This is a genomic window from Streptomyces sp. NBC_00370 (assembly GCF_036084755.1).
Classification (GTDB): domain Bacteria; phylum Actinomycetota; class Actinomycetes; order Streptomycetales; family Streptomycetaceae; genus Streptomyces.
In genome coordinates this window covers 165,638-192,425 of the sequence record NZ_CP107968.1, presented here as the reverse complement: position 1 = coordinate 192,425, position 26,788 = coordinate 165,638, and the positions used below count along the sequence as shown (strand labels likewise).

The window sequence follows — 26,788 nt, the reverse complement described above, 5'->3', positions numbered from 1 at the left end:
AACTCAACGGCCGCCCACGCAAAACGCTCGGCTGGGAAACCCCAGCCGAGCGTCTGTCTAAACTGCTCGCCACCACACGTCAGTGATCACGTGTCGCGACGACCCTTCGAAGGCAAGCCCCGTCCGGTCGGGGCTCTTTCGCGCTTGGTAGTGCCGCAGTGCGGCGGGAAGGTCGCTGCACTGCCCGGCCTTCGAGCTGCACGGTCGGAGCGGCCGGACCCGGCCCCGACCTCGGCGGCACCGCGCGCAGCCCGGACCGCGCCCGCATACGCACCGTCTGCGGGGGTCGGTGGCTGTCTCGGTCAAGAATTCGGGCCGGCTGGGGATCTTGGTGTCCGGCGGCGGGGTGAGTCGTTCTTGCTGATGGCGGTCGTCCGGACCGTCCTTGATTGAGGGATGTCCTGTTGATGACTCAGCCTGTCCGTGTCGTGTTCCGCTCTGCCTCGCGCGATGCGCCCGCTGCCGGCGAAGGGCTGCGGGTGGGGCTGTACCAGGGCCAGGGCCCGGTCGGCACCCGGCAGGCGGTGGGGCAGAACCTGGAGCGTCTGGTGGAGGTGACCGCGCTGGCGGCGGAATACGGCTGTCAGGTGGTGGTCTTCCCGGAGAAGTACACCACCGGCTACGCGATCGGCCCCGAGCAGTGCAGCGAGCTGGCCGAGCACCGTGAGGGCCCTTCGGTCGAGCGAGCGCGGCTGGCGGCCAAGGAGAACGCCCTGGCCGTGGTCCTGCCCTACCCCGAACGCGAGGGGAATGCGTTCTACGACTCGATCAGCATCATCGCCGCGGACGGGCTGGTGGTGGCGAACTACCGCAAGACCCATCTGTACGGGGCCGCCGAGCGGCGCAACTACTCCTTCGGACAGGACCTGCCGCCCGTGGTCAGTCTGAACGGCATCGGGGTGGGCGTGCTCAACTGCTACGAGTGCGAGTTCCCGCCGCTGTATCAGCACCTGGCCGCACGCGGCGCCCAGGTCGTGCTCGGGCCCACCGCCGCCGACGGGCACTTCCGTCTGGCCGACGGCACCATGAGCCAGGTCCCCTACCAGGACGCTACCCGCCACATCATCCCCGCCATGGCCGCCATCTGGCGTCTGTTCATCGCCTACGCCAACCGCCGCGGCTGGGAACAGGTCCCCGCCGGGGCCTGGCAGTACCAGGGCAACTCCGGGATCTGGGCCCCCGACGGCGAACCTCTGATCGCCGCCACCGCCGAGGACCGCCACCATGACTGCCTGCTCATCGCGGACTGTCTCCCCGCCGCCGTCCCGCCCTTCAGCCCCGAAGGCCACCACCCCTCCGACAACCGCCTCGCCCTCAACCCCACCCTGCAACCCGCCCGCTGAAACCACCCACCGCCCGCACCCCCCCCGGCAGACGGCGCACGCCCGCCGTCTGCCGACGCTACGCATGCGAGCGTCGCGTGACCGTTCGGGGAACGGTCACGGTGACCGTTCCCCGAACGGAAACGGTTGAGGCCGGGGCAAGGGCTTCGGCTGTACGACGCTCCGGTCGGAGCCGGGCGGGGCGAAGTTGACCGAGGCATCGAGTGATCCGCACCGCAGGACAGGCCCGTATGTGCCAGCCCGGGATGCGGTTCGTGGCGCCGTACGCACGCAGCAGGGGTCCCGCCATGCCCCAAGACATGGAAGCGACAGGGGAAGAAAGCCAAGCCAACTCCGAAGGCCGCGCGCCCCATTGCGGCGCTACCCAGTAGGTAATGTGCCCCCAATGGTGTTGGTCAAGGTGATGGGGCGGGTGGGGCTCGTAGAAGGTGCCGTCTTGGAGCATGGCGAAGGGGACGGCGGCTCGTCGTCGGGCGAGGGTAGGTGGCTTGTCGCGCGGCCCGGAATTCCATTGAGCTGCTCCTTGGTTGGGGCGGGGCAGGTGGTGTCGGGGTTGATGAGGTCGTTTCGGGTGAGGGTGACGCGGGTGGCTTAGCCAGCTTTGCTGGCGGTGGTGTCGGGTGGCAGGACGCGGACATGGATGAAGTAGACACGGACGCCGAGGGCCGACGACGCAGAAGGCGCGGCCGATCTGGCGGTGCTGCTTGGAATCCTGATCACCGCTGCGAGCGGCGTCTATCCCACGGAAGGCAGTCGTGAACGAACGTTGTGTCCTGATCAACCAGCTCGCGCAGGGGCTGCGTCCGATGGCAGAGGGCATCGGATGGTTCGACGGCCTCGGTCGGGAAGAGCAGTCCGAGGTGCTGCTGTTTCTGCGCCATCACTGCGTCCAGGCGCGCGCAGTCATCGAGGACGCACCAGAGAGCATCCGCCGGGCCGGGCTGCGCCCGACGCACACACCCGCAGTGCTGATCTCACGAGGCCGGACAGACGAGCAATTGGGAAAGATCGCCGGTCTCGCGCCTCTCGACGAACGTCGTAAGGCGTTCCGGCTGCTGATCGCGGTGCTCGCGGTCGCCGACGGACGGCGCCGCGAGCGCTTCTGCTCCGGCGGCTGCAGTCACTGGTGGCACAGACTGTCTGTCGCCTGACAAACCAGCACGGCACTCTGAAGGTCACTTCCCGGTCGATCGTCTTCCGGGTAGCGGGTCAGTCCCACCAGAAGTCCCAGTGGTGGGCACCGGTGATCCGCTCGGCGTATGCGGCCAGTGTGTACGGCCTGCTGCCCTGCCAGATGTTGTCCGGGCAGAAGGCGAAGTGCTCGGCCGCGACCAGGAGAGCTTCGTGCTCGTCCACGGGAGGCGAGGCGACGCTGAGGTGCAGCGTGGAGAAGCCGACCGCTACGACACGAGCACCGAACCGGTGCTCCCAATCTCGGACGACCGCTGAGAACTTCGCGGTGTCATTGTCGTAGTTGCAGGGGCCGGTCCAGCCCGCGGCCGTCAGCGCCTCGGCACCGGATACGGCGGCGACAAGCCCCAGGCGCGTCTGGGGGAGGTCAGCGAGGAACGCCTGCGCGAATTCGGCGGCCAGTTGATCGGGGTTCGTTGTCGTTTCCCGACTGGACGCGAGACCGGGCCAGGTCTGCCCGAAGGGGGCCGTGACGGCCAGGCGCCTGTCGGTGTCGAGCATGTCGTCGTCTTCGTCGACGGCTGTGTAGGTCGTCCACCACTGGGCGAGGAGGTCGGCAGGGTCGTGGCTTGCCGGGGAGGACATCTGCTCGGGGAAGACCTCCCCGGATCCCCATGGGCGGAATCCGCTGTCGCTCGGATCCAACGAGTCGAGCAGCAGCGGCCACAGGCCGGAGCGCACGTGTTCGGCGTGCATCCGCGTCCACAGCTCGGCCGTGGCCGGCCCGTCACTGAGCCATAGGGGTTGTACATCTCCGTCGCCCTCATCGGACGTGACCATCCGACCGGGCGGAAGCATCGTTTCAAGGCCCAATCGGGTTTCCGGATGCATGGGGCTGATGCTGGCGCTGTGACCTGGAGGTATCACGGGGAGGGTCCCACCACTCGATCGCGGAACTGCTGGAAAGCGTGCCAGCCCGACGTCTGCCCCGGCGTGATCAGGTCCCCTTCGGCGCAGTCGAGTGCCTTGCACCGCAGAGCCTGGGCGAGATGGAGGACGGGCGTCAGCACGTCGTCGCCGGAGCCTCGGATGTGGAGCATGACGGAGTCCACCGGGTCTTCTGAGCCGATGTTGAGCTCGATGGACCACGTGGGGCCGGAAAGTTCGCCCCACGCGGGGTCCGAGAGATCAACATCGGGAACGGCCTGGGTGACAGCCGCGAGTACGTCGTGTCGCCGGCCCAGCGGGTCCGGGGTGTAGTTGGCGGGAATCTCCTGCACCGAGGTGACGTCGTCGGGCAGCCGAAGGAGGATCACGTCCCAGCTCATGATGGCCTTCCGGATAGGACTCGAGTAGCAGTTGCGGTGGGGCAGTTCAGGCTGGGCTCTATCGGCATCACGGGATGTTGCCGACTGCTGTCAGTACGAATACAGCGCGGTCAAGGCGGGAAGCCTACGAGCCATCTCTTCACGGTCGTCAAAATCGAAGTCCCAGGCAGGGTCCAGGTCCGGGTACCGGATGGTGAAGGCATCGGCGGGGAGTTCCTGGCCGGTGGCCTTCTGGTGTGCGTTCCAGACGATGCTCAGCATGTCTTCGCAGTCGAGGTCGGTGCCCTCAGCCGCGGCAGTGCGGACGTGGGAGATTTCGGCAAGTGTGTCGGGGGCTGCAAGGACGCGCTCGAATGTCGTACGTCCTTGTGCGATCAGCCAGCCTCGGAAGTACTCGAAGCCGTCGTCCGAGCAGCCGCCGTTGACGACATAGGCGGCAGCCCACAGCCGGTTCTGGTAGGAGTCGGCCATGAGATCCCACAGGGTCTGCTGTGTCGCGGTGATCTCTTGGACTGAGCGGCGAGCAAGCAACGCGGAGGCACAGTCGGCGATATTGGAACCGCCCCTGGTGTCAGGTACGTGTTCACGGGCTTTCTCGATCAACATCCAGAAATGCTCCTTGTTCATGGCCGCGAGCATGCCACCACGTACTGACATCGGCTCCCGGCACGGTGCCTGTCAGAGGGCACGGCTACCGTGCCGGCGTGTCGAACGCATATACGACGTTGTGGACCAACGACTTGTGCCGAGAGCTTGAGCGGTCTGGCTATGCCGGTCAGCGACTGACGATGCTGTTCGGCGGGCCGCACCAGTCGTTGCCGAGCTTCCAGCGCGCGGGGGTGCAGCCTGGCGACCGCATCTACCCGGTGCGTGTGCACCGCACCCGCCTCCATGTGCTGGGGATGTTGGAGGTAGCTCACATCGTTCCCTACGAGAACGTCGGATCGGTGCTTCCCGATGATGACTACGTGAAGTTGCTGGACTGGCGCCCGCTCAAGGCTGGATGTGTCACTGAAGTGCTTGTCGGACCGCCAGGTGCCCCGCTCACCTTCGTCACGGCCGTCCCCGGGGACCCTCTGGAGCGGCTGACGTTCACATCTCGTCGTGGCGAGCGCCTGCTCAAGTACGTCGAGGACGGGCGGCTGACTCGCTCGGTGAGCCTCCAGGGCATCTACCGCCTCGCCGCCGACTCCGCTGAAGAGCTTGATCAGTTGGTTCGCCGCGACGGTCCGAGTGGAGGAGCCGATGAAGTTTGATGAGATCAAGGCGTCCTTCTGGAGCGGACACACCTACGGTGTTCAGCCCGCCTTGACCCAGGCGACCGTCGCCGACGCGGAGCGCGTCCTCGGGCTGCGACTCCCCGAATCGCTGCTCGACCTTTTGCGTGTGCAAAACGGCGGCGGTGTCACGGCCGACCGGGATGCCTTTCCGACCCATCAGCCAACCTCGTGGAGCGAGGACCACATCCCGTTCACCGAGTTGATGGGGATCGGCACCGGCGGGCACGGCTTGTCGCTGTTGGACACGCCGTACCTGGTGGAGGAGTGGGGTCTGCCGTCTCCAGTCGTGCTGCTGTCCGGTGACGGTCATTACTGGATCGGTCTCGACTACCGGGCCTACAGCGCGTTGGGGGAACCGTCGGTGACCTGGTTCGACACCGACTCCGGCGCAGAACTGCCGCTCGCGGCCGACTTCCGGGCATTCGTGGAGGGCCTTCAGCCTCTCAGCCGGTTCGAGTGAGCGGCCGTGGAGCCGGTCGAACGCCCGGTTTTCGCATTCTGCGGCGGGAACGAAAGGCGCTGGCCGGCCGGACGTTGGAGATCTGGCCAGCACCCGAGCCCGCGGCGAGGAGGCAGCCGAGGCCGGCTGATCCCTGCCACGGCCTGCCGCGTGGGCCGCCCGTCCTCGCGGACCCCAGTCGCTTCGCCCGGCAGGTTCACTCAATCCACCGCGCGTGAAGCGGCCGCTTCGATGCCTGAGGCCCGCAGCTTCCGCGCCAGGAGCTCCATCTCGGGCATAGTCCCTGAGTACTGTCCGGCCAGGATCTGCTCCAGCACGGCCCGGACGCCGTCCAGGCCGATCCCGAGTTCCGCCCGCAGCACCCGCATGATGGCGGCGTTCCTCATCGGCGGGGCTACCCGCAACCTTGCCCGCCCTTGCTCGGAGAGCAGTCGGCCACGCAGTTCCTCCGGCAGATCACCACCACAAACAGCCAGGGCAAACCCGCAGTCCGGACACGTCAACTCAACATCCCACCGCAGTGCCTCGCCCACCAGCGCCTGAACACCGCACCACTCCGCCTCGGCACCGCACCCCTGGCACATAGCGGAGTACCTGATGGACTGAGCCAAGATCGACTTTTCCATAATCCCACCCCTCAAGAGGAGAGGTTAGACGGCAGGCGGCGAGCGTCTTTCCGGGGCGCCAACGTGTCCCCTGACACCGGAGCCGGCGGCCGAGCCGGCGCTGGTTCATGCGCTGACGCGGTCTTTCGTGAACATTCCGAGGCCCAGTGATCATCAACTGATTCCCAAACCGGCAGACAAGCTTTGCTGCTGAGCATGAATAGCGAAGATGATCGATTGTCAGTGACTCCGACGTGACGAGTATCCCCGCGGGTGCGGGGAGCAGGCGTCAGCCGTTGGCGACCATGAGCGGCAGGCGGGAGGGACCGTCCCGGCACAGGTGTGTCGGCGACGGCTGGAAAGTGGTTCTCACTTTCAGTGCCGGAACCACGGAGGGGCACCGAACCCGCGATCATGAACGGCCTCATGCCGCGAGGCGGACCCGTTTGCGCAGGGGATCGAAATTGGCGCGGCCGAACACCTGGCGTTTCAGCATCTTGATCTTGTTGTTGTGGGCTTCGACGGCGTCGAAGTCCTGGCTGAGACCGTTGACGAAGCTGTGCAGGGCGGGCAGGCCGTCGACCTGGAGGCGGTCGTTCCACTGGCCGAGGTGCTGGCCTTGCCGGTTGTTCATCAACTCGCGCTCGCCGGGCAGCAGGAGGGCGTTGTCTTTCGTCGGCTCTGCGCGGTTGCGGCGCGCGGTGAACCCGCGCGCCGAGCCGCCCGGAGTGTGGTGTGTGTTTCGGGCGGCTCGGCGTGTGGGTTGAGCGGGTTACGTGGCTTTGACCGCTCAGATCGCTATCTGCAGGCGGTTGTCCACGATCTGGGTGAAGTCGGCGTCCTCCGGGATCAGGTCCCAGGCGACCATCCAGTCGTAGGTGCGCTGGAACTCTCCCGCCGGATAAGGCACCGGCTCGGTGTAGCGCAGTCGGTCGCGGCGGAAGTCGGTGGGGTCGAGGTGGACGATCTCCTCGGGCACGTCGGCGATCAGGTAGTGCAGGTACGGCTTGGGGTCTTCGTTGATCTTGTGGACGGCCTTGATGACGGCGCGCTGGATGGCGGTGAAGGTGTCGGGGTCAAGCTCCGGGTTGGCGATCTCGGCTCCGACGTAGAATGCCTCGGCGATCAGCTTGTAGCCGAGCTTCTCGGCGACGGTGATCCACGGCTCCATCACGGCTGCGGCGTCGACCTTGCCGTCGCGCAGGGCCTCGAAGCGCTCCTTGGGCCCGCCGACGTGTACGACGTTGATCTCGTCCTTGTTGAGGAAGCCCTCGAGGGTCTGGATTCCGATGTAGTGCGAGCCGTGGTGGAAGTTGACGGCGACGGCGCGGTTGGCCAGGTCCTGCGGGTGGTTGGCCGGGTCGTCGGGCCGGACGTAGATCGCCTGGCTGCCGACGGCCGCGCGCTTGCTGACGACCTGGCCGCCCGCCTCGCTGTCGTAGGAGCGGCGGATCTGGCCCCACTCGCAGGCCCGGTACAGCGAGGCGTCGCCGGCCTCGAAGTTCGACCTGCTGGTGAAAGACGAGATCAGGTGGTGGTCTTCGACCGGCTTGATGACCGCTTCCCGCTCGCCCTTGCGGACCAGTTCCAGTTCGAGGCCCTCCTCGGTGAAGTAGCCCTCGTCGCGTGCGACGAAGTAGGGCAGTGAGAAGACGGGGCTTGACGTCTCGCTGACGATCTTCTTGAGTGCCATGTTCGGCGGCCTTTCTCGGCGTTGTCGCACCGGGCTCCGTGGTGGTTCCGGTGGTGTGTCCTGTGGTCGTGGTGTCGCGGGGTCGCTGCGCGGGGCTTCAGCGCAGGACCTGTGCGAGGGTCGTGCCCTTGGGCAGCGGGCCGTAGGTCTTCTGCAGACCTGTGTAGAAGCCCTGCTTGTCGAGGGCGTCGATGTAGGAGTTGTCGAAGAGCGGTCCGAGATCCTTCAACGCGCCTTGCTGGGCGGCCGGCTGAAAGCGGACGTAGGGGCTGAAGTCGGCGGCCGAGCAGCGGCCGACCGGTGCTTGTACGGGGGGCAGATACGCGTCGAAGCTCTTGTCGAGCGTGGCCTTGTCGGCCGGTTTCGCCGGGTCGAGGCTGAGGAACTTACCCAGGGAGGCGACGCCGTCGGGCTTGTTCGTCTGGTAGGACCAGGCGCCCTCGGCCACGCTTTTGAGGATCTTCGTGACCGACGTGGGGTTCTTCTTCGCCCAGGACGCGTTCACCAGGTAGGGGGTGGGCGGTCCTGTGGCGTAGCCGAGGTTCGGCAGACCCTCCTTGTCCGCGCGGAAGTTGAACGGAGTCGACAGCAGACCGCTGTCGATCTTGCCGCTGGTGAGCGCGGTCAGGACGTTGGGAATCGAGCCGAGTGAGACGAACTTGACGGAGTCGGGCTTCAGTCCCTTGCTCTCCAGGTACGACTGCATCGCGATCTGCGGTGCGCCCCCCAGCGACGGCACGCCGACGGTCTTGCCCTGGAGGGCCTCCACGGATGAGGTGCCCTTCCTCGCGTACAGGTAGTAGCCGGTGTTCTTGGCGACACAGCCGATGACCTTGATGCCGACGTGCTTGGCGTACAGGTCGAGCACATCGCCGCCGGCCAGCTGGTCGAAGTGAACCGAACCCGCCACGAAGGACGCTTTGAGCTGCCCCTCGGCGGAGAGCGGGGTGGTGACCTTGAGGCCGTTCTTCTTGAAGAAGCCCTTGGTGACGGAGTACTGGAAGGCGCCCTGGGACGCAGAGACCGATCCGGCCGGCACACTCAGCTCCGTGGCCGAACCACCGCCGTCACCTGAGGATCCCGCTGCCGAGTCCGAGCCGCAGCCGCTGAGTACCGCGGTGAGCAGGAGTGCGGCGGCGCCGAGCAGGGCGGGGACGGCCGTACGGCGCCCCGGGCGCCCGCGCGGATGTCCGCTGTGTGGTTCACGCATCTGGCTTTTCTCTTCCCGGAGGTCGGCGGGTACGGGCGAACTCGGATTCGCTGGCCCGTTCATCACTTGTCTTGAGTCGCTGGTAGATCCGGGCGCTGACCGCCGCGAGATACTCGCTGTGCTGGAACTCCTCGGTGCGCGGCCGGTCCTGGTCGACCTCGAAGGTCTCCACGATCCGGCCGGGCCGCTCGCTCATGACGGCGACCCGGTCGCCGAGGAAGACTGCCTCGTGGATGTCGTGGGTGACGATCACGGCGGCGGTGCCGAGTGCGTCGAGTGTCTGCGACAGGACCCGTTGCAGCCGTTCGCGGGTGAGGGTGTCGACCGCGCTGAACGGTTCGTCGAGCAGCAGCACCACGGGATCGATGGCGAGCGCGCGGGCGAGGTTCACCCGTTGCTGCATCCCGCCCGAGAGTGCGGCCGGTCGGAAGTGGTGGAATCCGGTGAGCCCGACCATGTCCAGCAGCCGCTCCGCCTGTTCGCGGCGCGCGGCGGCGGTCAGCCGCCGGGTGTGCGAGCGCAGCCGCAGCCCGAACTCGACGTTCTTCGCGACGCTCCACCAGGGGAAGAGCGAAGGCTGCTGGAACACATAACCACTGTCGGGCGTCGCGCTGTCCGGTCCGTGGCCCTGGATCGTCGCCGTGCCTGAGTCGAGTGTGGTGAGGCCCTGCAGTACGCGCAGCAGTGTGGTCTTGCCACAGCCGCTCGGGCCAACGACGGCGAGGACCTCTCCCTTACGCACCGTCAGATCCACCCCGTTCAGCACGGGCAGTGGCCCGGAGGCGGTCGGGTAGTGGGCGTGGGCTTCGCGCACTTCGATGACGGCGTCGGACGCGGTCGGGACGGGCTGGCGTACGGGGTCCTGCCGTGACCTGGTCAGAAAGCTCATGCGTGGTCCGTCCGTCCGCTGCGTGCCACGGTCATCCGTCGCTCGAAGAACGCGACGAACGCCGTGAGGACTATCCCGATCAGGCTCAGCGTCACCACACCGACGTACACGTCGTCCGTCTTGAGGTTCTGCTGGCCGGAGATGATCAGGTAGCCGAGGCCTGATGTGGAGCCGAACAGGTCGGCGGCCACGAGCGCGATCAGCGCGCGTCCGACGGCGAGTCTGATTCCTGTCAGGATGTACGGGACGGTGCCGGGAACCGTCAGGAACCACAGCGTCTCAAGGGAGTTGGCCCTGAAGGCGCGGGTCACGTCGCGCAGCCCGCCGTCCACAACGGTGGCCGCGCCCGCCTGGGTGTTGATGGCGATCGGGAAGAATCCCGAGGCCGCGACGATGACGATTTTCGCCGTGGTTCCGAGGCCGAGCCCCACAATGATCAGCGGTGCGACCGCGATGACCGGGATGGTGTAGAGGGCGGTCACCCATGGACCGACCGCGCTCGCCAGCCAGCGTTTGGTGCCGAGCGCCAGCCCGGTCAGCACACCGGCGACGACAGCGATGGCGAGGCCCGCGAGCAACTGGACCAGGCTGACCCCGATGTCGGTGCCCAGGGTGCCGGCACCGAAGAGGTCACCCGCGTCGCGGGCGATCTGCGCGGGACCGACCACGGCGAGTTCGTTGGGACGGAACACACTGATGACGAGCTGCCACAGTGCGAGTCCGCCGACGATGGAGAGCAGTGGCACCACCAGCGTGCGGATGCGTCTGCCCCTGGACATGCTTCTGGTCACGGCAGAAGCGGGCACGGGAGTCCTCCGGTGCTCGGAAGGGAAGTTTGGGGGTACGCGAAAGGCGTACGAAAATGGAGAGATCGCCACAATCGCGGCGCGTCCGGCTCAGAGGCGATCGGACGGAACTGGCCGCGTCGCGTGCAGCGCGCGGGCCAGGCGGTTCAACGACAGACGGCCCCGCTGTAGAGACTGAAGTCGAGGTACCGTCGCCGTACCAGAATGTCAGCGGCCGGAGTCATGCCATGAGTATGCGCACCGTCCTCCAGCGGTGTCAACGGCGTCGCATTTCATTGACATGGATGGCGGTGAACGGACCGTCCGTCAGGCGCAGTCCGAGGTCAGCGTGACGATGCGGCCCGTAGCGACTTACGGCCGCCCTGGTCAGCTATGCGGCGCTGCGACGTGGCGGGTCGGCCGTCGCTGCGCTCCAGCCATACGCAGATCAGGTCCGTCCAGGCATGGACGCGCGCGACCCCGGAGATGTCCAGCGCCATCAGCCGCAGCAGCCGGTCGGTACGCGCCTGGTTGCCGAAGGTCGTACGCCGCCTGCCGAGCCGGTCGTCCAGCTCCCTCAAGGCGACCCGTACCACCTGGCGGGAGTGGTGCACGCCGGGCGCGCGGCCCGCGAACTGCTGGGACATCGTCGGCTCGGCCGACGCCAGCCACCGGTCAAGCTCGGGCAGCCGGTACCGGCGCGCCTCGGCTGTGAACCGGTCCCAGTCCTCCTGGCCGCGCCAGGCACGCTGGAGAAGCAGCCACAGCCGTCCGTCACGGCGGTTGAGGCCGCGGTCCCTGCAGATGCGGCGTGCCTGGTCGCGCATCAGTTGCTCGTCGATCCACAGGGCGGGCGTGCCGTCCGACGCCCCGTCAGTACCCTCGCCGGCTGGCCATACGTGGGCGACCGCGCGTGCCAGAGCGGCCGAGCCGTCCCCGACGACGTACCGGGGCCGCCCGCGCCGCGCCTGGTCCAACTCCGCGAGGAACGCGGCCCAGTGGTCGGTCCCTGTACCGGTGGAGGTGTGGACGGCGAAGACCGCTGCGGTGCCGTCGCTCCGGTACGCCATGGCCACGAAGACCGAGAAGACCAGCCTGGGGGCCGACGCCTCACCGACCGTGAGCGGCAGCACTCCGACGAGCACCGTCTCCGGCCAGTCCGCGCGGTGCGGGGCCTGGGTGTGCCACAGCGCCTCCGCATAGACCTCGACCCAGTCGGAGACGAGGGTGCCGTGCCGGCGCGCACCGGTGTCGTTCTCAGTGCCCCAGCGCCTGGCCGCGTGCTCGCGCACCTCCTGGCCGGCCCGCGCGTAACTCGCCCCGCGAGCCACAGCGACCAGACCGGAGGCGATGTCGTAGGCGGTGAACTGGTAGTTGCGCGCCGTGCGCCGCTCCTCGGTCGCCGGGCCGCCGTCCTCACCCGGGGCGCCCGCACGCGCGGTCGCCATCGGCGCCGTGAATCGGTGTGACGGAGCGGCGGAGCCGGGTTTGGCCATGCCGCATACGTACAGCTGTCTCTGCCGGCCCGGCTTGCCGTACCGGCCGCCCAGAACAACCTTGCTGGATTCATGTCCGGGAACCGGGCATCGCGGCAGCACTGCCGCGGTCGCGTCAAGCGTCACCACGGTCGTGATTACAGACGGCGGATCCATCCGCTGTCAAGGCGGCCGCCCGCACAGGGCCTTCGGGGGACGCGGCGCTGCTATGCCTTTCGGCCGCGTTGCAAATTCATGGCCATACCCGGTGCGCCCTTTCGCCGCTCCCGGGCGGGCCGAGAGATCACTGCCGTGCTGGTATGGCTGGTGATCGTGATTCTTCTTGCTGTCATCGTGCGCGTGGTGGCCGGATGCGCTCCGCCGGCCGCCGTCGCGGCAGACCTGCGGAAGCCTCATCGCAAGGAAGGTTCGCCAGGAACTCACCTGAGTTTCTCCACCGGGGTCAACGCTGAGGCTGGCCCGCGGACCGCTCAACGTCCTCTGGAGAAGACGTGGGACGTCGTACCAACCAGTTACCTATTAGGCAAGGAAACCCCGCGGCTCCTCGAATTCGCCGCTGCGCTTCGCGAGCTTCGCCAGCGGGCGGGCTGTCCCACCCTCGCGGGGGACCTGTGTCTTTCGTCAAGCCCCGGGGAGGATGTGGGTCATGACGCGAGGGGTTCAGGGGCGGGATCGGATGGGCCGGACGGCGGTGCACTATGCGGCTTTGAACGGTGATGTTGATGGTTTGCGTGGGCTCGTGAGGAGTGGGGCAGATCCGGAGGCTGCGGACAGGGCCGGCTGGACACCGTTGCATTTCGCCGCGCAGGCCCAGAACGCGCAGGCCGTCGAGGCTCTTCTGGCTGGTGGGGCAGCGGTGGATGTGCCTGATCGGCAGGGCAATACCGCCTTGTGGACGGCGGTGTTCAACTTCCGAGGTGAGGGTGCGACCCTGCGGGTGCTGCTGGGGGCCGGTGCCGATCCGGAGCGGGAGAACGCGCACGGGGTGAGCCCGCGCGGTCTGGCCGGCAAGATCGCCAACTATGACATCGCGGTCCATCTGACGGACGTGGAGGGTTCGTCCTTGTAGGGGGCCGGCTTGCCTCACGCCCCAGGTCAGGCTGTGCTGCGGCTCGTGATTCGTAGAAGGTGCCGTCGCGGAGCATGGCGAACAGGACCTCGATGCGGCGTCGGGCGAGGCAGAGGAGTGCTTGGGTGTGGGTTTTGCCCTGGGCGCGTCTGCGGTCGTAGTAGGTGCGGGAAGCCGGGTCGGCGAGGGAGGCGAACGCGGCGAGGAAGAAGGCGCGTTTGAGCTGCTTGTTCCCCCGTCGTGAGGGTTGTTCGCCGCGGATGAAAGAGCCGGAGATGCGGGAGGCGGGTGCCAGGCCGGCGTAGGAGGCGAGGTGTCCTGCGGTGGCGAAGGTGCTGGCGTCGCCCCAGCGGTGCTCCAGACGTTGGCACGCTCAAGCCCAATTCCGTCACCCGCGGACGGCCAAAACGAAAAATATTGGAGCGTAGATCATCGCAGCGGCGACCAGCTGTCGCCGCCAGTCCACAGACCATCGCAGGTGAACGGGGCCGTCCCGCTTGTTGCGCGGGCGAGCCTTGTTACGCGCATCTCGGAGAGTCTCGTTCGCCTTCTGATACGTCGGATAACCGCTGAACGAGCCGATCATAGACCCGCCGAAGGCGACCGAACCTATCTCTCGCCCGTCGCGCAATTGGATGCACAAGCCATCGCTCACTGTCACCCGTGCAACGTCTTGCCAAGCAACAGTGGAGGTCACAAGGATGTTGGTGATGGACACATGGGTGACGCTGAACCGGATTGCCGAGTGCCATCCGAGCGTCCAGATGAAGAGAGTGAACGCGGCAATCACCAACGGCGGACCATAGCCAGCATCAGGGAGAAAGCCTGCGACCCCGACCGCACACACGTAGAACCCTGTTCCCGCTGCCGTCGACAACCATGTGAACAACGGCCGGCGCACGACGTTTGCCGACACCACATCACCTCGCGAGGATCTTCCCCCTGGAGAAGGTGCCGGTCAAGGCCGATGTGAGGCGTCAAGCCGTCTCAAACTCCTCGATGGCTTGATCGTTGGAGCCGGCCTCACTTTCGACACCCTGAAGTCACCCTGACGGCCGGAGTCAGTAGTTGAGGTTCAGGTGGATCACTTTGTGTTTGACGGGGATGAGGCAGGTGTTCTCGCTGCAGGCTCCGTAACTGACGATCACGTCTGCCTGCCGGCCACTGGTTTGTCGGACGGGCAGGCTGAACGTCACGGAACCGTTCGGATAGACGGGGATCTCGGACTGGAGACCTGCCGGTCGCAGGAGGCGGGTCGCGAGGTTCGCTGTCGGTTTGGCGACCGCGGTGAGACTGCCTTGCACCGACAGCCTGGTGGGGATGCCCAGTCCGTCGATGCCATGTGCGGGGAGGTCGATGCTGTAGATGTGGAAGCCGGGCTGTTGCGGCCTGAAGGTTGCCTGGAGCTCGCGCCGGCCGTTGGACGCAGGCAGCAGTGTGACGGTGAGCGTGACGCCGTGAGCCGTGGCGTGAGCTGTGGGTTGAGGGACCCGTGTGGTTCCGCATCCGCTGAGGACAAGGGTGGCAGCCGTGGCCGCGCTCAGGGCTACGCCCCACGCCCGTACTGTCGTCACGTGCGTCCGTCGGGTGCCCAGCGGGTCAGGAATGCGCTGACCTGGTCAGGGCCCATGGCGCGGGCGTTGGAGAACGCCCCGTCGTTCGTGGCGGTCCGCGGGGCCCCGTCCGACTTCAGGACGACCAGGGCTGGGATGCCACTGGTCTGCAGGTCGATGTACTGTTCGGCGAGGTCGATGTTGTGGTCGAACTCGCCCACGTCCACAGCGACCACGACGTAATCCTTCTGCAACAGCGGTTCGACCCGGGCCGAACGGAACAATGCGTCCAGTGACCCGCAGTCGGGACACCAGTTGGCACCGAAATCGATCAGCACTTCCCGGTGCTTCTTCGCCGCTGTCGCGAGGGCAGCCTGAATGTCGGCCTTTGCGTTTCGGCTGGCGTCGTATCCCTCCGGCAGACCGTGAGCGGCTGCCGGTGGCGCCGGGGCGGTCGGGCTGCTGGGGGACGTTGCAGCCTTGGGCACGCTGCTTGAAGGGGAAGTTGTCGTGGCCACCGGTGCCTGCGCTGCGGTGGTACTGCCGGAGTCGCAGCCGACGGTCAGTGTGATGGCTGATATGGCAGCCGCGAGGGCAAGACGTCTTCGGAGCATCGGGATCCCCTTCTGTAAGTGATCAGTCGCAGGAGGATAGCGCTGGCCCGTTGGCGGCTCGTACTTGGGTTGACGATGCTCGAATCCCTGCGGCGCGGGGAGGTCTCGCCGCGTTGGCTGGTGCCGGCGTGGGACCCCAGCCAGTTGCGTAGCTGGCCGACTGCGGCCGGGGGGCGCCGGGTTCGCTGGTGAAGGAATGTGGCGGTGCAGATCAGGATGACGGCAACTCCTGCCAGGACGCAGAGGAGCGCATCGACCATTGCGGAGACGTGCTCCGCTGTCGAGCCGTCGGAGTAAAGGCGCGTGCTACGCAGCGGCCTGAGGCCCTGCTCGATTCTCGCCAACTGCCCGCCTGAGGGGCCTTGTCCGGCTGATCATGTTGCTGGTAAGGCTACGACCGTGTCCAAGACGAGCGTGAGTAACGCGACCAGCAACATGGTCTGCCTGTGGATCGAGCCGTGGGGAACCGATCACTGGATGAACCCTGGCGATGAGTTCACCGTGGTGTCAGTGGCAGCGCCGGAGCAGTCGCCGTTCAATGTGGTCGTGCATGACTAAGGCGTCACGGTGTGGGTGAACGCTGGGCATGACGCCGAGGTCTTCGACAAGAGCGGTGCCACGGTGCCGTGCGGCCATCAGCGGCCTTCCGAGGACGCTGTCTGAGCGATATCCGATCGTCAGGTCCGGAGCCAGACGACCAGGGCTGCCGCAGTTGTGGTGCCGAGGCAGATGTAGCCGCGTTTGTCGTAGCGGGTTGCGACCGCCCGGGACTGATTTAGACCGTGTCCTATGTGGGGTTGGGTCGTTGGGCTTGGGTATGGGGCGAGGTACGTGGAGTTGGATTGCTCCGGACGGGCTGTGGGAGATCGCGGAGTCGCTGATCCCGCCGTCGAAGGTGCGGCCGCAGGGCGGTGGGACGCAAGACACGCCTGATGAGACGCTGTTCGCCGCGATCATTTACGTGTTGGTCAGCGGTTGTGCCTGGCGGGCGTTGCCGCCGTGCTTCGGGATATCGAAGTCGACGGCCCACCGCAGGTTCCTGATCTGGTCGCGTGCAGGTGTGTGGGGCCAGCTGCACGAGAAGATCCTGCACCGATTGGACGACGCCGGCCTGCTGGACCTCTCCCGCGCGGTTCTGGACTCCGCGCACGTGAGGGCTAAAAAGGGGCGAACTCACCGGTCCGAGCCCCGTGGACCGCGGCAAACCGGGTTCCAAGATGCACGTCCTGTCGGACGCGAACGGACTGCCCCTACTCGTCGGCCTCTCCGCGGCAAACACCCACGACAGCCTCGCGCTGAAGCCCATGATCACGGGTCACCAAACGAGACACGACCCCCACCGAGGCCACTACTTCAAACCCCAGCGCCTCCACGCGGACAAAGCCTACGACGTACCTCACCTGCGAAAGTGGTTGTGGGGCAAACGCATCGGCGTCCGCATCGCCCGCAAGGGCATCGAGTCAATCGAACGATTAGGACGCCGGCGGTGGGTCATCGAACGCACCATGTCCTGGCTCACCGGTTACCGCAGACTCAACCACCGCTACGAACGCCACCCCCGCAACTACCTGGCCTTTCTCGGGCTCGCAGCGGCCATCTGCTGCTACAAACGCTTCCGCAACCTCACCACATAGGACACGGCTTAACCGCGACTGCCACCTTGACCACGGTCCCCGGCCTGCCGCACATTCAGGCGTGACCGGTCCGTTCACGGCCTGCCCGGTGAACTCGCGTTGGCGCGCATGAGCATCGGCAGCCAGCCACCCAAGCAGTTGGCTGGCCACGACACTGCTGTCGAGGCGTAGGGCGTGAACGCGTACGTGGCAGTCCCGCATGCGACGGGGCACATCACCTTGTTGCCTCCGAAGTCGCCCCCACTCGCTGCGGCAACTTCGATGCCAATCTCGGCGTCGCCCCGGCCACCATGGACCCGCTGGTCGACTGTCGGCGTCAAGTTCGGTTCTGCTCCTGCTCCATGACCCTGGCGATCAGATCGTGGAGCAGGTAATTCCCGGGCGGGCAACTCTCCTTGAGCCGGCGGAGGTCATGGGGGCCGAACCAGTCGTACGCGGAGTGCTTGGCCCATTCCAGTGCCGGGTGGTCGAGGTCGCCGTCGACGTCGACGAGGTAGTCGGCTTCGTGCCGTAGTCCGCCTCCGTCGTCGCCGGTCCACGACGAGATGCCCAGGAGCCGGCGCACGCGGCGCAGCCGCCACCCGGTCTCTTCCTCGACCTCGCGGGCGAGGGCGCCGATCAGCGATTCACCCGGTTCGACGTGCCCGCCGACGATGTCCCAGAGGTCAGGAAACAGCCGTCGGTCAGGGCTGCGTTTTTGGGCGAAGGCCGCACCGTGCTCATTCAGGATCACCGCGCCGACGGTCCATATCTCTCCGTCGGCGGGCACGGGTATCTCGACTCCCGCGTCTATGGCGATGTGCTGTCTAGCAGCTGACATGGGTGTCACTCCGGGAAACAGGTTCCAGTGCCAAGTCCGCCACGACTGCCGCGTGGTCGGACGGCCAGACGCTGTCCACCGGTTGGTCGCCGGCACGCCGTACCGCGCGGACCCGCCCGACGCCATCCGCGCCGGCCGGCCCCACGTGGATGTAGTCGCACCGCACGTTGGGCTCGGAGCCGCTGCCGGCGTAAGGATTGGCGGTGTCCCAGGTGGCCGACGGTGCGGCCGGATCGGCGTACTCCCAGGCGTCCATGAGTACTTGTCCCGGCACCGCTGGTGCGGTCTTGTAGCCGCCGAGCAGTCGCATCTCGTCCGAGTCCGGCCAGGCGTTGTAGTCCCCGGTGACGACTGGCGGAAAGGCACCCGTCCCGCGGTGGGCGGCGATGAACTTCGCCAGCGCCGCAACCTGTCGGCACCGCACCGCTGATTCGTGGAGGCTGTGGTTGAGGTGTGTGGTGAAGAACGGCACCCGGTGTTCGGGCGCGTCCAGCAATGCGTGCAGCGCGAGGCGTCCGTCGTCCTGGCCACCGGTGGTCGGAAGGCGCATTACCTCACGGTCCACGATGGGCCACCGGCTCAGCACCGCGTTCCCGATGCCGACGGTCTCGTCCCCGATCCGGTTCTGCCACCGTCCCGGCGCGTCGGAAGCGGCCCACGTCCACCGCATACCGAGCTGCTCGCCCAGCCAAGCCGCGAGGTTCTCCTCACCGCGCGACCACACCTCCTGCAGACCCACCACGTCGGCCTGCAGATCGCGAAGAACCCCGAGAATCGCCTCCCTGCGCTGCTCCCATGGCCCGAAGCGCCACCACACGTTCCAGGTCACCACTCGCATCCGCCATCCCACCCCTTCCTCGGGCCCCTCCCATCATGAAGGGCATACAACCTCAGAGAAGGAGAGTTGCCCACCTGCGCACCGGTGTTACGCCCCAAAACCTGGGCCAACTGCACCGATCAAGCAATTCCTCCGAAATGGCTCCCATAGTCATCGTTACGCCCTCCTCTTTTGACGGCTTGCTCAACGTCCCCCAACGGTCGGCGTCGGACCCAGTCCATCCACTCCCATCCCTGCGAGGGCGGCGCGCGGTCCTGGGTGAGCTTGTCCCGTCTGGAACGAATCTTCGACACCCATACGCCCAGTCGTACCGGCGTCGGTTCGGGCGCGTCGCCGGGCACCGTCGGCTCGGTGTGGTTGCGGGCTACATGCCAGCCTGCGCCTTCCCGTCCGATCCATGTGGAGAGGGCCGCCAAGCCTCGCTGGAACGCCGGCTCTGCCTTGCTCTGGCCCTTGCCTGGCTCCTTGGCTGCCGGGGCTGGAGATGGCGCCTGGGCGGGAGTTACGCCCAGGCGGGTCAGCCGCTCCTGCTGCTCCGTCGACAGCTGGGCCCAGGCGCCCGGCTTTTCCTGCCGGGCGGGCTACTGGCCGAGGTCGTCGCCCTCGAGGCGCATGCCGGATGCGATGTGGGACAGGGTGCGGTTCTGGCGGTTCTCGCGATTCGGTCCCTCCGGGAAGCAGGGCTGGTCGAGGTGGCCCTTCCCAGGGGTTGTGTCAGGTCTGTCTCTGCTTCGGTCGGGGGGCACGGTTCGTGAGACGCTGACGACGACGGTGAGGTGCAGGATTGGCCACAGGAGGTGCGGGGAGTGTTGGCGAGCGCAGGGCCGGCGGCGTGACCGCGTCCGGGGCGGCGTCTTCGGCGGAGGTGGCCGATCTGCTCGGGGCGGCGGTGTGCGTGGTGGATGAGCGCGGCGCGGTGGCGCGGGTGAACAGTCATGCGCAGCGGCTGCTGGGCAGGGACGCTGCTGACATGGTGGGCCGGGACGCGCACGATCTGCTGCACCGAGACCGGCACGGCCGGCCGCTGGCCAGGGCCCAATGCTCGATCGTCCAGGCGTTCTCGGCCCGGCGTGCGCTGGTCGGTGCCGGATGGTTCGAGCGCGGCGACGGGTCGCTGGTCGAGCTGTCGTGGCTGATGGCACCGTTCGCGGAGGCGAGCGCCGACGCGGACGCGGTGGTGGTCTTCACCGACCGCGATCCTGCCGATATTGACCTGGCTGACATTGATCTACCCGGCGAGGCCGGGTCGGTGCTGCCGGAACTGGAGCGACTGACGCTGCTGGCCGAGACGACCACTCAGTTGACTTCCACCCTCGACAGCGACGAGGCGCTGGACCGGCTGGTTCACCTGGTCGTTCCCCGTATCGCCGACTGGGCGGTGGTCGACCTGATCACCGAGGGCGACGAGGTCGAGCGGGCCATCGTGGTGCACTACGAGGACGGCACGTATGCCGCTCGGGAGGACTTGCAGGGACCGATGCCGCCGGTACCGGCCGATTCGCCGATGCCGCTCTCCCGCGCACTGCGGGGTGCGGCCTCCAGCCTGGTGACGCCCCAGACCTACCAGGGACCGCCGGACTCCGGCATCGCCATCGAACAGGCCAGGTTGTTCGAGGCGACGGGTATGCACTCGGCCGCCATCGCCCCGATACGGGGCCTGCGGGACGTACTTGGTGCGCTGACGCTGGGGCGGTCCACTGCGCGGGGTTCGTTGACACCGGCCGACCTGTCACTTCTGGACGATCTCACGCGCCGTACCGGGCTGGCTCTGGACAACGCCCGGCTCTACCAGCGCCAGCGCAAAGTCGCCGAGACGATGCAGCGCCACCTGCTGCCGCAACTCCCCTCGGTACCCGGGCTGCAGATGGCCGCACGCTATCTCCCCGCACCGGACGACTCGCAAGTCGGCGGCGACTGGTACGACGCTTTCACCCTGGCCGACGGGACGACGGCCCTGGCCATCGGCGACGTGGTCGGACACGACCTGGACGCCGCCGCCGGCATGGCACAGATCCGCAGCATGCTCCGCGCGTACGCCTGGAGCCACCACGAGCCGCCCAGCGCCATCGTGACGCGACTGGACGGATCGACTTCCCTCACGGGAGTCTCGATGGTGACACTGATCTTCGGAGTGATGGACCAGGCCGCCGACGGCGGCTGGCGGCTGACCTGGACAAACGCTGGCCATCCTCCGCCCCTGTTGATCACCCACGACGGACAGGCCCGCTACCTCACCGACGGCCACGGCCTTCTGCTGAGCACCAACCTCACCCCGGTGCGCTCCGACGCATGTGTGACTCTGCCGCCCCGGTCGACACTGGTCCTCTATACCGACGGTTTGGTGGAGAGCCGCCGCCGTCCCATCGACGAGGGCCTTGAGCGGCTGCGCAGACACGCAGCGTCGCTGGCCCACCGCCCGCTGGCGGCATTCATCGACCTGCTGATTGACCGCACCCGCCTCACGGACGACAAGAACGACGACGACGTCGCCGTTCTCGCCCTGCGCACCCCCTGATCGGTCGGCGAGCACATGAGACGAACAGGCCGCGCGCTGAACGCGACGGTGCCGAGCTTCGCGACGACGAGGTCGGCAAGGGCTATGACCAGGTCATCCCGGTCACGGATGAGGAGCTGGCTGAGTTGCCTCTGCCGACCGCGAAGACGGTCGACACCGTGGCGTTCGTCGACCGGAGCAGCGTCGACTCGATCCGCCTCGGACAGACGTAGTACCTCGAAGCGGCGTGCAGGTCGCCGCAAAGCCGTACGTCCTGCTCCGAAAGTTGACCGCCTTCAAAAGACACCCGGCAGCGAGAACGGCCCCTGGCGCAACTTCTACCTCACCGGGGCCCTCGAACTGCGCGACGGATCGATCGGCACCCCCACCAACACCACCTCCGCCGACCTGCTCGCCGCCCTGACGCTCGAGCAGCCCTACGACGCCCTCGCGATCCGGGTGGACGGCCCCCGGGCCTGGGACGCGGACATCACCGTGCGATTCGTCGTCCAGGGACAGGATCCCGTCACTCTGCGGCTGCACAACGGCGTCCTCATCCACGCCACCGGCACCGGGTCGGCCACCGCGGAGCCGCAGGTCGAGTTCACCCTTGCCGAGCCCGACCTGCGCGCGTTGCTCGTCGGTGCCCTGCCCCCGGCGGACCTCGCCGCACGGGACGGTGTGGAGATCGCCGGGGACGCGGGCAAGCTCACCGAACTCCTCGGACACCTCGGCGAGCCCGACCCGGACTTCGCCGTCGTGACGCCGTGAGGCGTCAGCGGCCGGCCGACGTCACACCGTACGGCCCGGCGCGGCGCCTTTCGCCGGGCCGGACCTGAGCCCGGGCGGACCCGTGTCACACTCCGGCACCCTGGTACTCGTCATGGCCGCCGCCGTGCTCGCGCCCCTGCTGGCCGACGCGGTGGTGCACCGGGTACGGATCCCGCTGGTCGTGTTCGAGATCGGCCTGGGCATCCTCGTCGGCCCGGACGTCCTCGGCTGGGCCCGTCCGGACCACGTGATCGACACGCTGTCGGACCTGGGGCTGTCGATGCTGATCTTCCTGGCCGGTTACGAGATCGACTTCGCGGCCGTACGCGGGCCCACCCTGCGCCGCGCAGCCGTCGCCTGGCTGGTCTCGCTGGCCGCCGCGATCGGGGTGGGGTTCGCCATCAGCGGGGGCGAACCCTTCAAGGCGTTCGTCATCGGTACGGCGCTGACCAGCACCGCGCTGGGGACGGTCCTGCCGATCTCAAGGACGGCGGAGAGCTGAAGGGCCGGTTCGGCGCGGTGGTTTCGGCGTTCGGAGCGGTCGGCGAGTTCGGCCCCGTGGTCGCCGTGGCGCTGCTGCTGAGCGGCCGTAAGCCCGGTGAGTCCGCCGCGATGCTGGCCGCCTTCGGCGTGGTCACCGCCGCCGTCTGGTGGGCGCTGCGCCTCCGACGGCCGTGGTTCTCCCGGCTGGTCGACCAGACCCTGCACAGCAGCGGGCAGTTCGCCGTACGTTTCGTGATGCTGCTGCTCGCCCGCATGCTCGCGCTCGCCTCGGCCTTCGGATTCGACTACTGCTGGGCGGCGTTCGCCGCCGGGGTCCTGACCCGCCTGGTGCTGAACGGGGCCGCGCCGAAGAGCAGAGCGGAGGTCCTGGGCAAGATGGAGGGACTGGGCTTCGGTTTCCTGGTCCCGCTGTTCTACGTGAGCACCGGCATCGGCTTCGACCTCCACGCCCTGCTGTAGGACGTCAGGTCACTGCTGCTGGTACCGGTCTTCTTGCTGCTCTTTCTTGTCCTGCGGGGGCCCGGTCTATCTGCTGGCCCCCGGGGACCTCGACCGCCGGGACCGCTCCGGGCTCGGCCTGCTCGCCGCGACGTGCCTGCCAGTCGTCGTCGCGATCACTACCATCGGAGTCGACCAGAAGATCATCGGTGGTGACGTGGCGGAGTCCCTGGTGTGCGCGGCGATGGTGTCGGTGCTCGTACTCCCCTTGCTTGCCGGGCGGGTGCGGCGGCGCGGTGGCGGCCCTGGGCCCGTCATGTCGGGGTCCGCCGAGGAGTCGGAGTCGTGGTGACCCGAGGAGGCCACGGCTCGCGCAGCAGGTCCCGGGCCCGCGCCGCCCGGCGCGTCCCGGCCGGGTACGGCAGCGCCTCGGCCAGCTTCTCCGCCCGTACCAGCTCCTTCGTGCCGTCCGGCTTCCGGGCGAGCCGGGACAGGGACGCTCCCAGGGCGATCCGCGCCTCCACCTCGGCCAGCCGCTCCCCGGTGTGTCGCGCCCTCGTCACCTCGGCGCGCGCGAGCGGCAGCGCGGCTTCGGGCCGCCCCGACAGGAGCTCGGCCCACGCCACCAGTACCGGGGCCTCGTCGGTGTGTCCGGCCAGGACGCCCAAGGCCTGGTGCGGACGGCGCGCCCGCAGCGCGAACTCGGCACGGGCCGTGCGCACCTCATGCCCGGCCTGACGGTCCCCGAGCGCGGTGGCGACGGCTTCGGCGCGGTCCAGGAGGGGGGTCGCCCGTGCAGGTTCGCCCTGGAACACCCGTACCCGAGCCAGCGTCGTGAGGGCGTACGGCAGACACCAGGCGTCGTACGCCTCGGCCCCCGCCGCCGCTTGTTCGGCGAGGGCGCGGGCCGAGTCGGGTTCTTCGAGCAGCAGCCGCAGTTCGGCGATGTTCGCCCGCTCGAACGCGGCGGCCGTCGGATCACCGGTCTGCTCGGCCAGGCCTAGGGCGCGGGTCCCGATCTCCACGGCCTCACGCAGCCGGCCGGCCCGCCGCGTGTTCTCGCGCAGCGTCGACAGGACCGAGCCGAGGAGTGTCGGATCCCCGTACGCCTCGGCCGCGCCAGCGCCTCGTCGCCCGCCTCACGTGCCTGGTCGAAACGGCCGGCCAGCCCGAAGTTGGCGGCGCGCAGCGCGAACGCACGCGCGATCAGGCCCTGCCCCCGCACCCCGGGTATCGCCCGGGCAGCGGCCAGCGCGTGCCCCGCCGCCTCCGCACCCGCCCCGTACCGTCCCTGGACACAGCGGATCAGGGACAGGGCGAGGAAGTGACTCGCGGCCGGTTCCGGCGCGGTGTCCTCGGTCACCGGGTGGTCCCGCAGCGTGCGGCGCCCGGACCCGGGGGCGCTGGTCTTGACGAGCGTCTCGGCGAGCAGCGCCGCCGCGAGGACCGTGTCGTCATGGTCACCGCGCCGCTCGAACTCGGCCAGGGCGAGGCGAAGGACATCGGCCGCCTGCTCGAAGTGGCCCATCCTCCGCAGCACATGGGCGTGCGCGAGCCGGGCGCGTGCGGCGTCGACGTCCAGCCGGGACACCAGGTCGCGGTAATAGCGGTCGGCGGTGTCGTTGGCGTACAGGGCAGCGGCCCGCTCGGCCGCCCGGCGCAGGTACTCCGCCGCACGCGGGTCGTCGGCACGGGCGAAGTGTGAGGCCAGTGTGTCGACGGCATCGGGGCGGCGGCGCCGCACCGTGCGCGCGAACGCTGCGTGGAGCTGTCTGCGACGGACGACGGCCAGCTGCTCGTAGCAGGTGAGGCGGACCAGCGGATGCCGGAAGGCCACCCCCGCCTCGGGCCGTCCGGCCACCACGACGTCGCGCTCTTCGACCAGCGAGGCGGTGATCGCCTGCTCCAACGCGTCGGCGGCGGCAGCGCCGGACACGGGTGGGTGCAGCCCGTGTTCGGCGACATCGAGCAGTTCGGACAGCGCGGTGTCGCCCCCGGCCACGGACAGTGCCTCGACGAGGCGCCGCGCGTCCGCGTCGAGGCGTACGAGCCGGTCGGCGACCAGTTCCCGCACGCCTTCGGGGGCGACGTCACCCGTGCTGCCTTCGGCGAGGCCGCGCGCGAGTTCGAGAGCGAACAGCGGGTTGCCGAGGGAGAGTTCCCACACCCGGTGGGCCCGGTCGTCGTGGGCCACCGCCACGGAAGCGTCGCGCACCACCGCCAGGCACGCCTCCCTGTCGAGCCGCCCCAACTTTTCCCGCACGGCGAGGCGTTGGCGCAGCAGCGACGTCATGACCGAGCGGCGCGCGTCACCGTCGGGGAGTTCCTCCTCGCGGTATGTCACGAGGAATCGCAGGGCCGTTCGGCGCTCGACTGCCCGGCGGGCCAGATGGCTGAGCAGTTGGTAGGAACCCGTGTCGGCGGCGTGCAGGTCGTCGAGGACCACCAGTACCGGACGCGCGACTGCCAGGTCGCCGAGCAGCGCCGTGCTCCCTCGGAAGAGCCGGTCCCGCTCCTCTTCGGGGCTGCGCTCGCCGGAGGTGGCGACCAGCCCCAGCGACGGCAGGAACGAAGCCAGTTCGGGATATTCGGCGCCGACCCGGGCGCGCTCGGCCGCGCTGTGCCCGGCGAGCCAGCCCTCAAGGGCCTCGGCGAACGCCCCGTACGGTGTGTGCCCCTCCGCCTCCTGGCTGCCGCCCCACAACACGGCGGTCCCGGCCGCGACGGCCTGCCGCGCCACCTCGCCCACCAGACGGGTCTTGCCCACGCCCGCCTCGCCGGTGAGCAGTGTGACCGGTGGCCCGGCCGGTGTGAGAAGGCGGGCGAGCGCCGCCACGCGGCCGTGCAAGGGCGGTGCGGCGCGCGCTGCCCGCAACGGGGCGGGGAGGAGCGGGCTCGCCGGGACGACCGCGGGGGCCGCCGCCAGCGCGGTCCTGTGCAGCAGCTCCGTCTCCGGGCCGGGCCGTACCCCCAGTTCCGCTTCGAGCACTTCGCGGCACACGTGGTACTGGCGCACGGCGCGCCGTCGCAGTCCCTGGCGCAGCCAGGCTTCGATGAGGACGCGGTGGGCCAGCTCCTCGGCAGGGCTGGCGGCGAGTACCTGCTCGGCGGCGGCCGCCGCTTCCGGGGCGGCGCCGCGCTCCAGATACTCCCCGGCGATCCGTAGGAGCAACTGCTCGCGCAGCAGCCCGATTTGCCCGCGCCGGCCGTCGGCCCAGCTCGCGTAACGGTCCTCCGGCAGCAGCTCGCCGCTGAACAGGCCCAGCGCGCTGGTCAGTTCGTCCACCCCACCATGGACGAGCGCCGACCTGGCCGATGTCTCGGCGTCGTCGGCGTCGATCCACACCGTCGTGGGGTCGAGGCGCACGAATGCCCCGTCGGAGACCAGGTACGAAGAATGGGCGCGCGGGGCCAGTTCCGGCTCCAGGGCGCGGCGGGCGGCGTGCAGGGCGACGCGCAGGCTGCCGGCGGCGGCGTGCACGTCGGCGTCCGGCCAGCAGATGTCCATGGCCTGTTCGCGGTGGAGCCGGTGTCCGGGGACGACGGCGAGGAGCTTCACCAGGGCACGCGCGCCGGGCCTCGGCCACCGTTCGGCGAGCGCGGGACCGCCGTCGCGCGTCGCGCGGAATCCGCCGAGGAGGTGCAGACGCAACAACGGGACGGCGGAGTTGTCGCTGTCCGGTCGTCGCGCGTTCATCAAAAGGCACTGTAATCGAACACGCCGAGGACCCCCTTGGGCGAGGCCCAGGGGGTCCTGATCAGCCGAGCGTCACGCGGGTCACGCGGGCCACGGGCGTCACGCGGGAAACGGGTGTCACGTGGTTACGCTTCCT

27 protein-coding genes and 2 pseudogenes are annotated in these 26,788 nt (G+C 68.4%); 11 read left to right on the top strand and 18 right to left on the bottom strand.

Going from position 1 to position 26,788, the window contains the following annotated elements:
• Nucleotides 1–407 precede the first annotated feature (407 nt).
• Together OHS57_RS00860 and OHS57_RS00855 are read left to right on the top strand one after the other, a co-directional pair.
• Nucleotides 408–1,343, top strand: a complete 936-nt coding sequence (locus OHS57_RS00860) for a nitrilase-related carbon-nitrogen hydrolase (RefSeq protein ID WP_328580569.1) — start codon at nucleotides 408–410, stop codon at nucleotides 1,341–1,343.
• A gap of 755 nt (nucleotides 1,344–2,098) precedes the next feature.
• Entirely contained in the window at nucleotides 2,099–2,494 is a 396-nt protein-coding gene (locus OHS57_RS00855) for a DUF5958 family protein (RefSeq protein ID WP_328580568.1), read from the top strand.
• Between the two features lie 58 nt (nucleotides 2,495–2,552).
• Here the strand turns inward: OHS57_RS00855 and OHS57_RS00850 are convergent, their stop codons facing one another.
• The 3 genes from OHS57_RS00850 to OHS57_RS00840 all read right to left on the bottom strand — a co-directional run bounded on the left by OHS57_RS00850 (nucleotide 2,553) and on the right by OHS57_RS00840 (nucleotide 4,429).
• Nucleotides 2,553–3,230 carry a DUF4253 domain-containing protein gene (locus tag OHS57_RS00850; RefSeq protein WP_328580567.1) on the bottom strand — a complete coding sequence of 226 codons (678 nt, stop codon included), beginning with the start codon at nucleotides 3,228–3,230 and terminating at the stop codon, nucleotides 2,553–2,555.
• Between the two features lie 167 nt (nucleotides 3,231–3,397).
• Nucleotides 3,398–3,802: a hypothetical protein gene (locus OHS57_RS00845; RefSeq protein WP_328580566.1), complete on the bottom strand. Its 405-nt coding sequence runs from the start codon at nucleotides 3,800–3,802 to the stop codon at nucleotides 3,398–3,400.
• A 90-nt stretch (nucleotides 3,803–3,892) separates the two neighbouring features.
• Nucleotides 3,893–4,429 (bottom strand): DUF4240 domain-containing protein, encoded by a 537-nt coding sequence (locus tag OHS57_RS00840; protein ID WP_328580565.1) that lies wholly within the window; start codon nucleotides 4,427–4,429, stop codon nucleotides 3,893–3,895.
• A 77-nt stretch (nucleotides 4,430–4,506) separates the two neighbouring features.
• On the opposite strand from OHS57_RS00840, the gene OHS57_RS00835 reads away from it, so the two are divergent.
• Both OHS57_RS00835 and OHS57_RS00830 read left to right on the top strand, forming a co-directional pair.
• Nucleotides 4,507–5,058 (top strand): hypothetical protein, encoded by a 552-nt coding sequence (locus OHS57_RS00835; RefSeq protein WP_328580564.1) that lies wholly within the window; start codon nucleotides 4,507–4,509, stop codon nucleotides 5,056–5,058.
• A complete protein-coding gene (locus OHS57_RS00830) occupies nucleotides 5,036–5,542 on the top strand; it encodes an SMI1/KNR4 family protein (RefSeq protein WP_328580563.1) in 507 nt (168 codons plus the stop codon). The genes OHS57_RS00835 and OHS57_RS00830 overlap by 23 nt, the downstream gene beginning before the upstream one ends.
• Before the next feature lie 200 nt (nucleotides 5,543–5,742).
• Here the strand turns inward: OHS57_RS00830 and OHS57_RS00825 are convergent, their stop codons facing one another.
• From OHS57_RS00825 to OHS57_RS00795, 7 genes are all read right to left on the bottom strand, one after another.
• Nucleotides 5,743–5,928: a hypothetical protein gene (locus OHS57_RS00825; RefSeq protein ID WP_328580562.1), complete on the bottom strand. Its 186-nt coding sequence runs from the start codon at nucleotides 5,926–5,928 to the stop codon at nucleotides 5,743–5,745.
• A 643-nt stretch (nucleotides 5,929–6,571) separates the two neighbouring features.
• Nucleotides 6,572–6,781, bottom strand: a complete 210-nt coding sequence (locus tag OHS57_RS00820; RefSeq protein ID WP_328580561.1) for a hypothetical protein — start codon at nucleotides 6,779–6,781, stop codon at nucleotides 6,572–6,574.
• A gap of 156 nt (nucleotides 6,782–6,937) precedes the next feature.
• Complete coding sequence (locus OHS57_RS00815) at nucleotides 6,938–7,840, bottom strand: ABC transporter substrate-binding protein (protein ID WP_328580560.1); 903 nt, start codon at nucleotides 7,838–7,840, stop codon at nucleotides 6,938–6,940.
• A gap of 97 nt (nucleotides 7,841–7,937) precedes the next feature.
• The gene (locus OHS57_RS00810) at nucleotides 7,938–9,050 is read right to left on the bottom strand and encodes an ABC transporter substrate-binding protein (RefSeq protein WP_328580559.1); all 1,113 of its coding nucleotides are present in this window, start codon (nucleotides 9,048–9,050) and stop codon (nucleotides 7,938–7,940) included.
• Complete coding sequence (locus OHS57_RS00805) at nucleotides 9,043–9,939, bottom strand: ABC transporter ATP-binding protein (RefSeq protein ID WP_328580558.1); 897 nt, start codon at nucleotides 9,937–9,939, stop codon at nucleotides 9,043–9,045. The genes OHS57_RS00810 and OHS57_RS00805 overlap by 8 nt, the downstream gene beginning before the upstream one ends.
• Nucleotides 9,936–10,730 (bottom strand): ABC transporter permease, encoded by a 795-nt coding sequence (locus OHS57_RS00800; protein ID WP_328580557.1) that lies wholly within the window; start codon nucleotides 10,728–10,730, stop codon nucleotides 9,936–9,938. The genes OHS57_RS00805 and OHS57_RS00800 overlap by 4 nt, the downstream gene beginning before the upstream one ends.
• Nucleotides 10,731–11,068: 338 nt before the next feature.
• Nucleotides 11,069–12,172 carry a hypothetical protein gene (locus OHS57_RS00795; RefSeq protein ID WP_328580556.1) on the bottom strand — a complete coding sequence of 368 codons (1,104 nt, stop codon included), beginning with the start codon at nucleotides 12,170–12,172 and terminating at the stop codon, nucleotides 11,069–11,071.
• Between the two features lie 694 nt (nucleotides 12,173–12,866).
• On the opposite strand from OHS57_RS00795, the gene OHS57_RS00790 reads away from it, so the two are divergent.
• The gene (locus tag OHS57_RS00790; RefSeq protein WP_328580555.1) at nucleotides 12,867–13,289 is read left to right on the top strand and encodes an ankyrin repeat domain-containing protein; all 423 of its coding nucleotides are present in this window, start codon (nucleotides 12,867–12,869) and stop codon (nucleotides 13,287–13,289) included.
• Between the two features lie 40 nt (nucleotides 13,290–13,329).
• Here the strand turns inward: OHS57_RS00790 and OHS57_RS00785 are convergent.
• The 4 genes and pseudogenes from OHS57_RS00785 to OHS57_RS00770 form a co-directional block, all read right to left on the bottom strand.
• A pseudogene (locus OHS57_RS00785) lies at nucleotides 13,330–13,635 on the bottom strand (transposase); the annotation flags it as partial.
• 42 nt (nucleotides 13,636–13,677) lie between these two features.
• Nucleotides 13,678–14,205, bottom strand: a complete 528-nt coding sequence (locus tag OHS57_RS00780; RefSeq protein ID WP_328580554.1) for a hypothetical protein — start codon at nucleotides 14,203–14,205, stop codon at nucleotides 13,678–13,680.
• Nucleotides 14,206–14,350: 145 nt separating this feature from the next.
• A complete protein-coding gene (locus tag OHS57_RS00775) occupies nucleotides 14,351–14,863 on the bottom strand; it encodes a hypothetical protein (RefSeq protein ID WP_328580553.1) in 513 nt (170 codons plus the stop codon).
• Nucleotides 14,860–15,456 (bottom strand): thioredoxin family protein, encoded by a 597-nt coding sequence (locus OHS57_RS00770; RefSeq protein ID WP_328580552.1) that lies wholly within the window; start codon nucleotides 15,454–15,456, stop codon nucleotides 14,860–14,862. The genes OHS57_RS00775 and OHS57_RS00770 overlap by 4 nt, the downstream gene beginning before the upstream one ends.
• 399 nt (nucleotides 15,457–15,855) lie before the next feature.
• Between OHS57_RS00770 and OHS57_RS00765 the strand changes: the two genes are divergently transcribed.
• Nucleotides 15,856–16,014, top strand: a complete 159-nt coding sequence (locus tag OHS57_RS00765) for a hypothetical protein (protein ID WP_328580551.1) — start codon at nucleotides 15,856–15,858, stop codon at nucleotides 16,012–16,014.
• A 259-nt stretch (nucleotides 16,015–16,273) separates the two neighbouring features.
• Nucleotides 16,274–17,090, top strand: a protein-coding gene (locus OHS57_RS00760; protein WP_328580550.1) for an IS5 family transposase whose coding sequence is annotated in 2 segments (ribosomal slippage) — nucleotides 16,274–16,623 and nucleotides 16,622–17,090 — 819 coding nt in all. Because the reading frame shifts where the segments join, the coding sequence is not laid out codon by codon here.
• A gap of 316 nt (nucleotides 17,091–17,406) precedes the next feature.
• On the opposite strand, the gene OHS57_RS00755 is transcribed toward OHS57_RS00760, so the two are convergent.
• Nucleotides 17,407–17,910, bottom strand: coding sequence for an NUDIX hydrolase (locus tag OHS57_RS00755; protein ID WP_328580549.1), 504 nt, complete (start codon nucleotides 17,908–17,910; stop codon nucleotides 17,407–17,409).
• Nucleotides 17,897–18,748 (bottom strand): endonuclease/exonuclease/phosphatase family protein, encoded by an 852-nt coding sequence (locus OHS57_RS00750; RefSeq protein ID WP_328580548.1) that lies wholly within the window; start codon nucleotides 18,746–18,748, stop codon nucleotides 17,897–17,899. Before OHS57_RS00750 ends, OHS57_RS00755 begins: the two co-directional genes overlap by 14 nt.
• A 784-nt stretch (nucleotides 18,749–19,532) precedes the next feature.
• On the opposite strand from OHS57_RS00750, the gene OHS57_RS00745 reads away from it, so the two are divergent.
• From OHS57_RS00745 to OHS57_RS00730, 4 genes and pseudogenes are all read left to right on the top strand, one after another.
• Nucleotides 19,533–21,263, top strand: a complete 1,731-nt coding sequence (locus OHS57_RS00745; RefSeq protein WP_443042818.1) for a SpoIIE family protein phosphatase — start codon at nucleotides 19,533–19,535, stop codon at nucleotides 21,261–21,263.
• Nucleotides 21,260–21,475 (top strand): Ku protein, encoded by a 216-nt coding sequence (locus OHS57_RS00740; protein WP_328584980.1) that lies wholly within the window; start codon nucleotides 21,260–21,262, stop codon nucleotides 21,473–21,475. Before OHS57_RS00745 ends, OHS57_RS00740 begins: the two co-directional genes overlap by 4 nt.
• Nucleotides 21,372–22,013, top strand: coding sequence for an alkyl sulfatase C-terminal domain-containing protein (locus OHS57_RS00735; RefSeq protein ID WP_328580547.1), 642 nt, complete (start codon nucleotides 21,372–21,374; stop codon nucleotides 22,011–22,013). Before OHS57_RS00740 ends, OHS57_RS00735 begins: the two co-directional genes overlap by 104 nt.
• A gap of 82 nt (nucleotides 22,014–22,095) precedes the next feature.
• Nucleotides 22,096–23,307: pseudogene (locus OHS57_RS00730) on the top strand (cation:proton antiporter).
• Here the strand turns inward: OHS57_RS00730 and OHS57_RS00725 are convergent.
• Nucleotides 23,270–23,980, bottom strand: coding sequence for a hypothetical protein (locus tag OHS57_RS00725; RefSeq protein WP_328580546.1), 711 nt, complete (start codon nucleotides 23,978–23,980; stop codon nucleotides 23,270–23,272). The pseudogene OHS57_RS00730 and the gene OHS57_RS00725 sit on opposite strands and share 38 nt — an antisense overlap.
• Nucleotides 23,956–26,652 (bottom strand): ATP-binding protein, encoded by a 2,697-nt coding sequence (locus OHS57_RS00720; RefSeq protein WP_328580545.1) that lies wholly within the window; start codon nucleotides 26,650–26,652, stop codon nucleotides 23,956–23,958. Before OHS57_RS00720 ends, OHS57_RS00725 begins: the two co-directional genes overlap by 25 nt.
• Nucleotides 26,653–26,788: the final 136 nt, after the last annotated feature.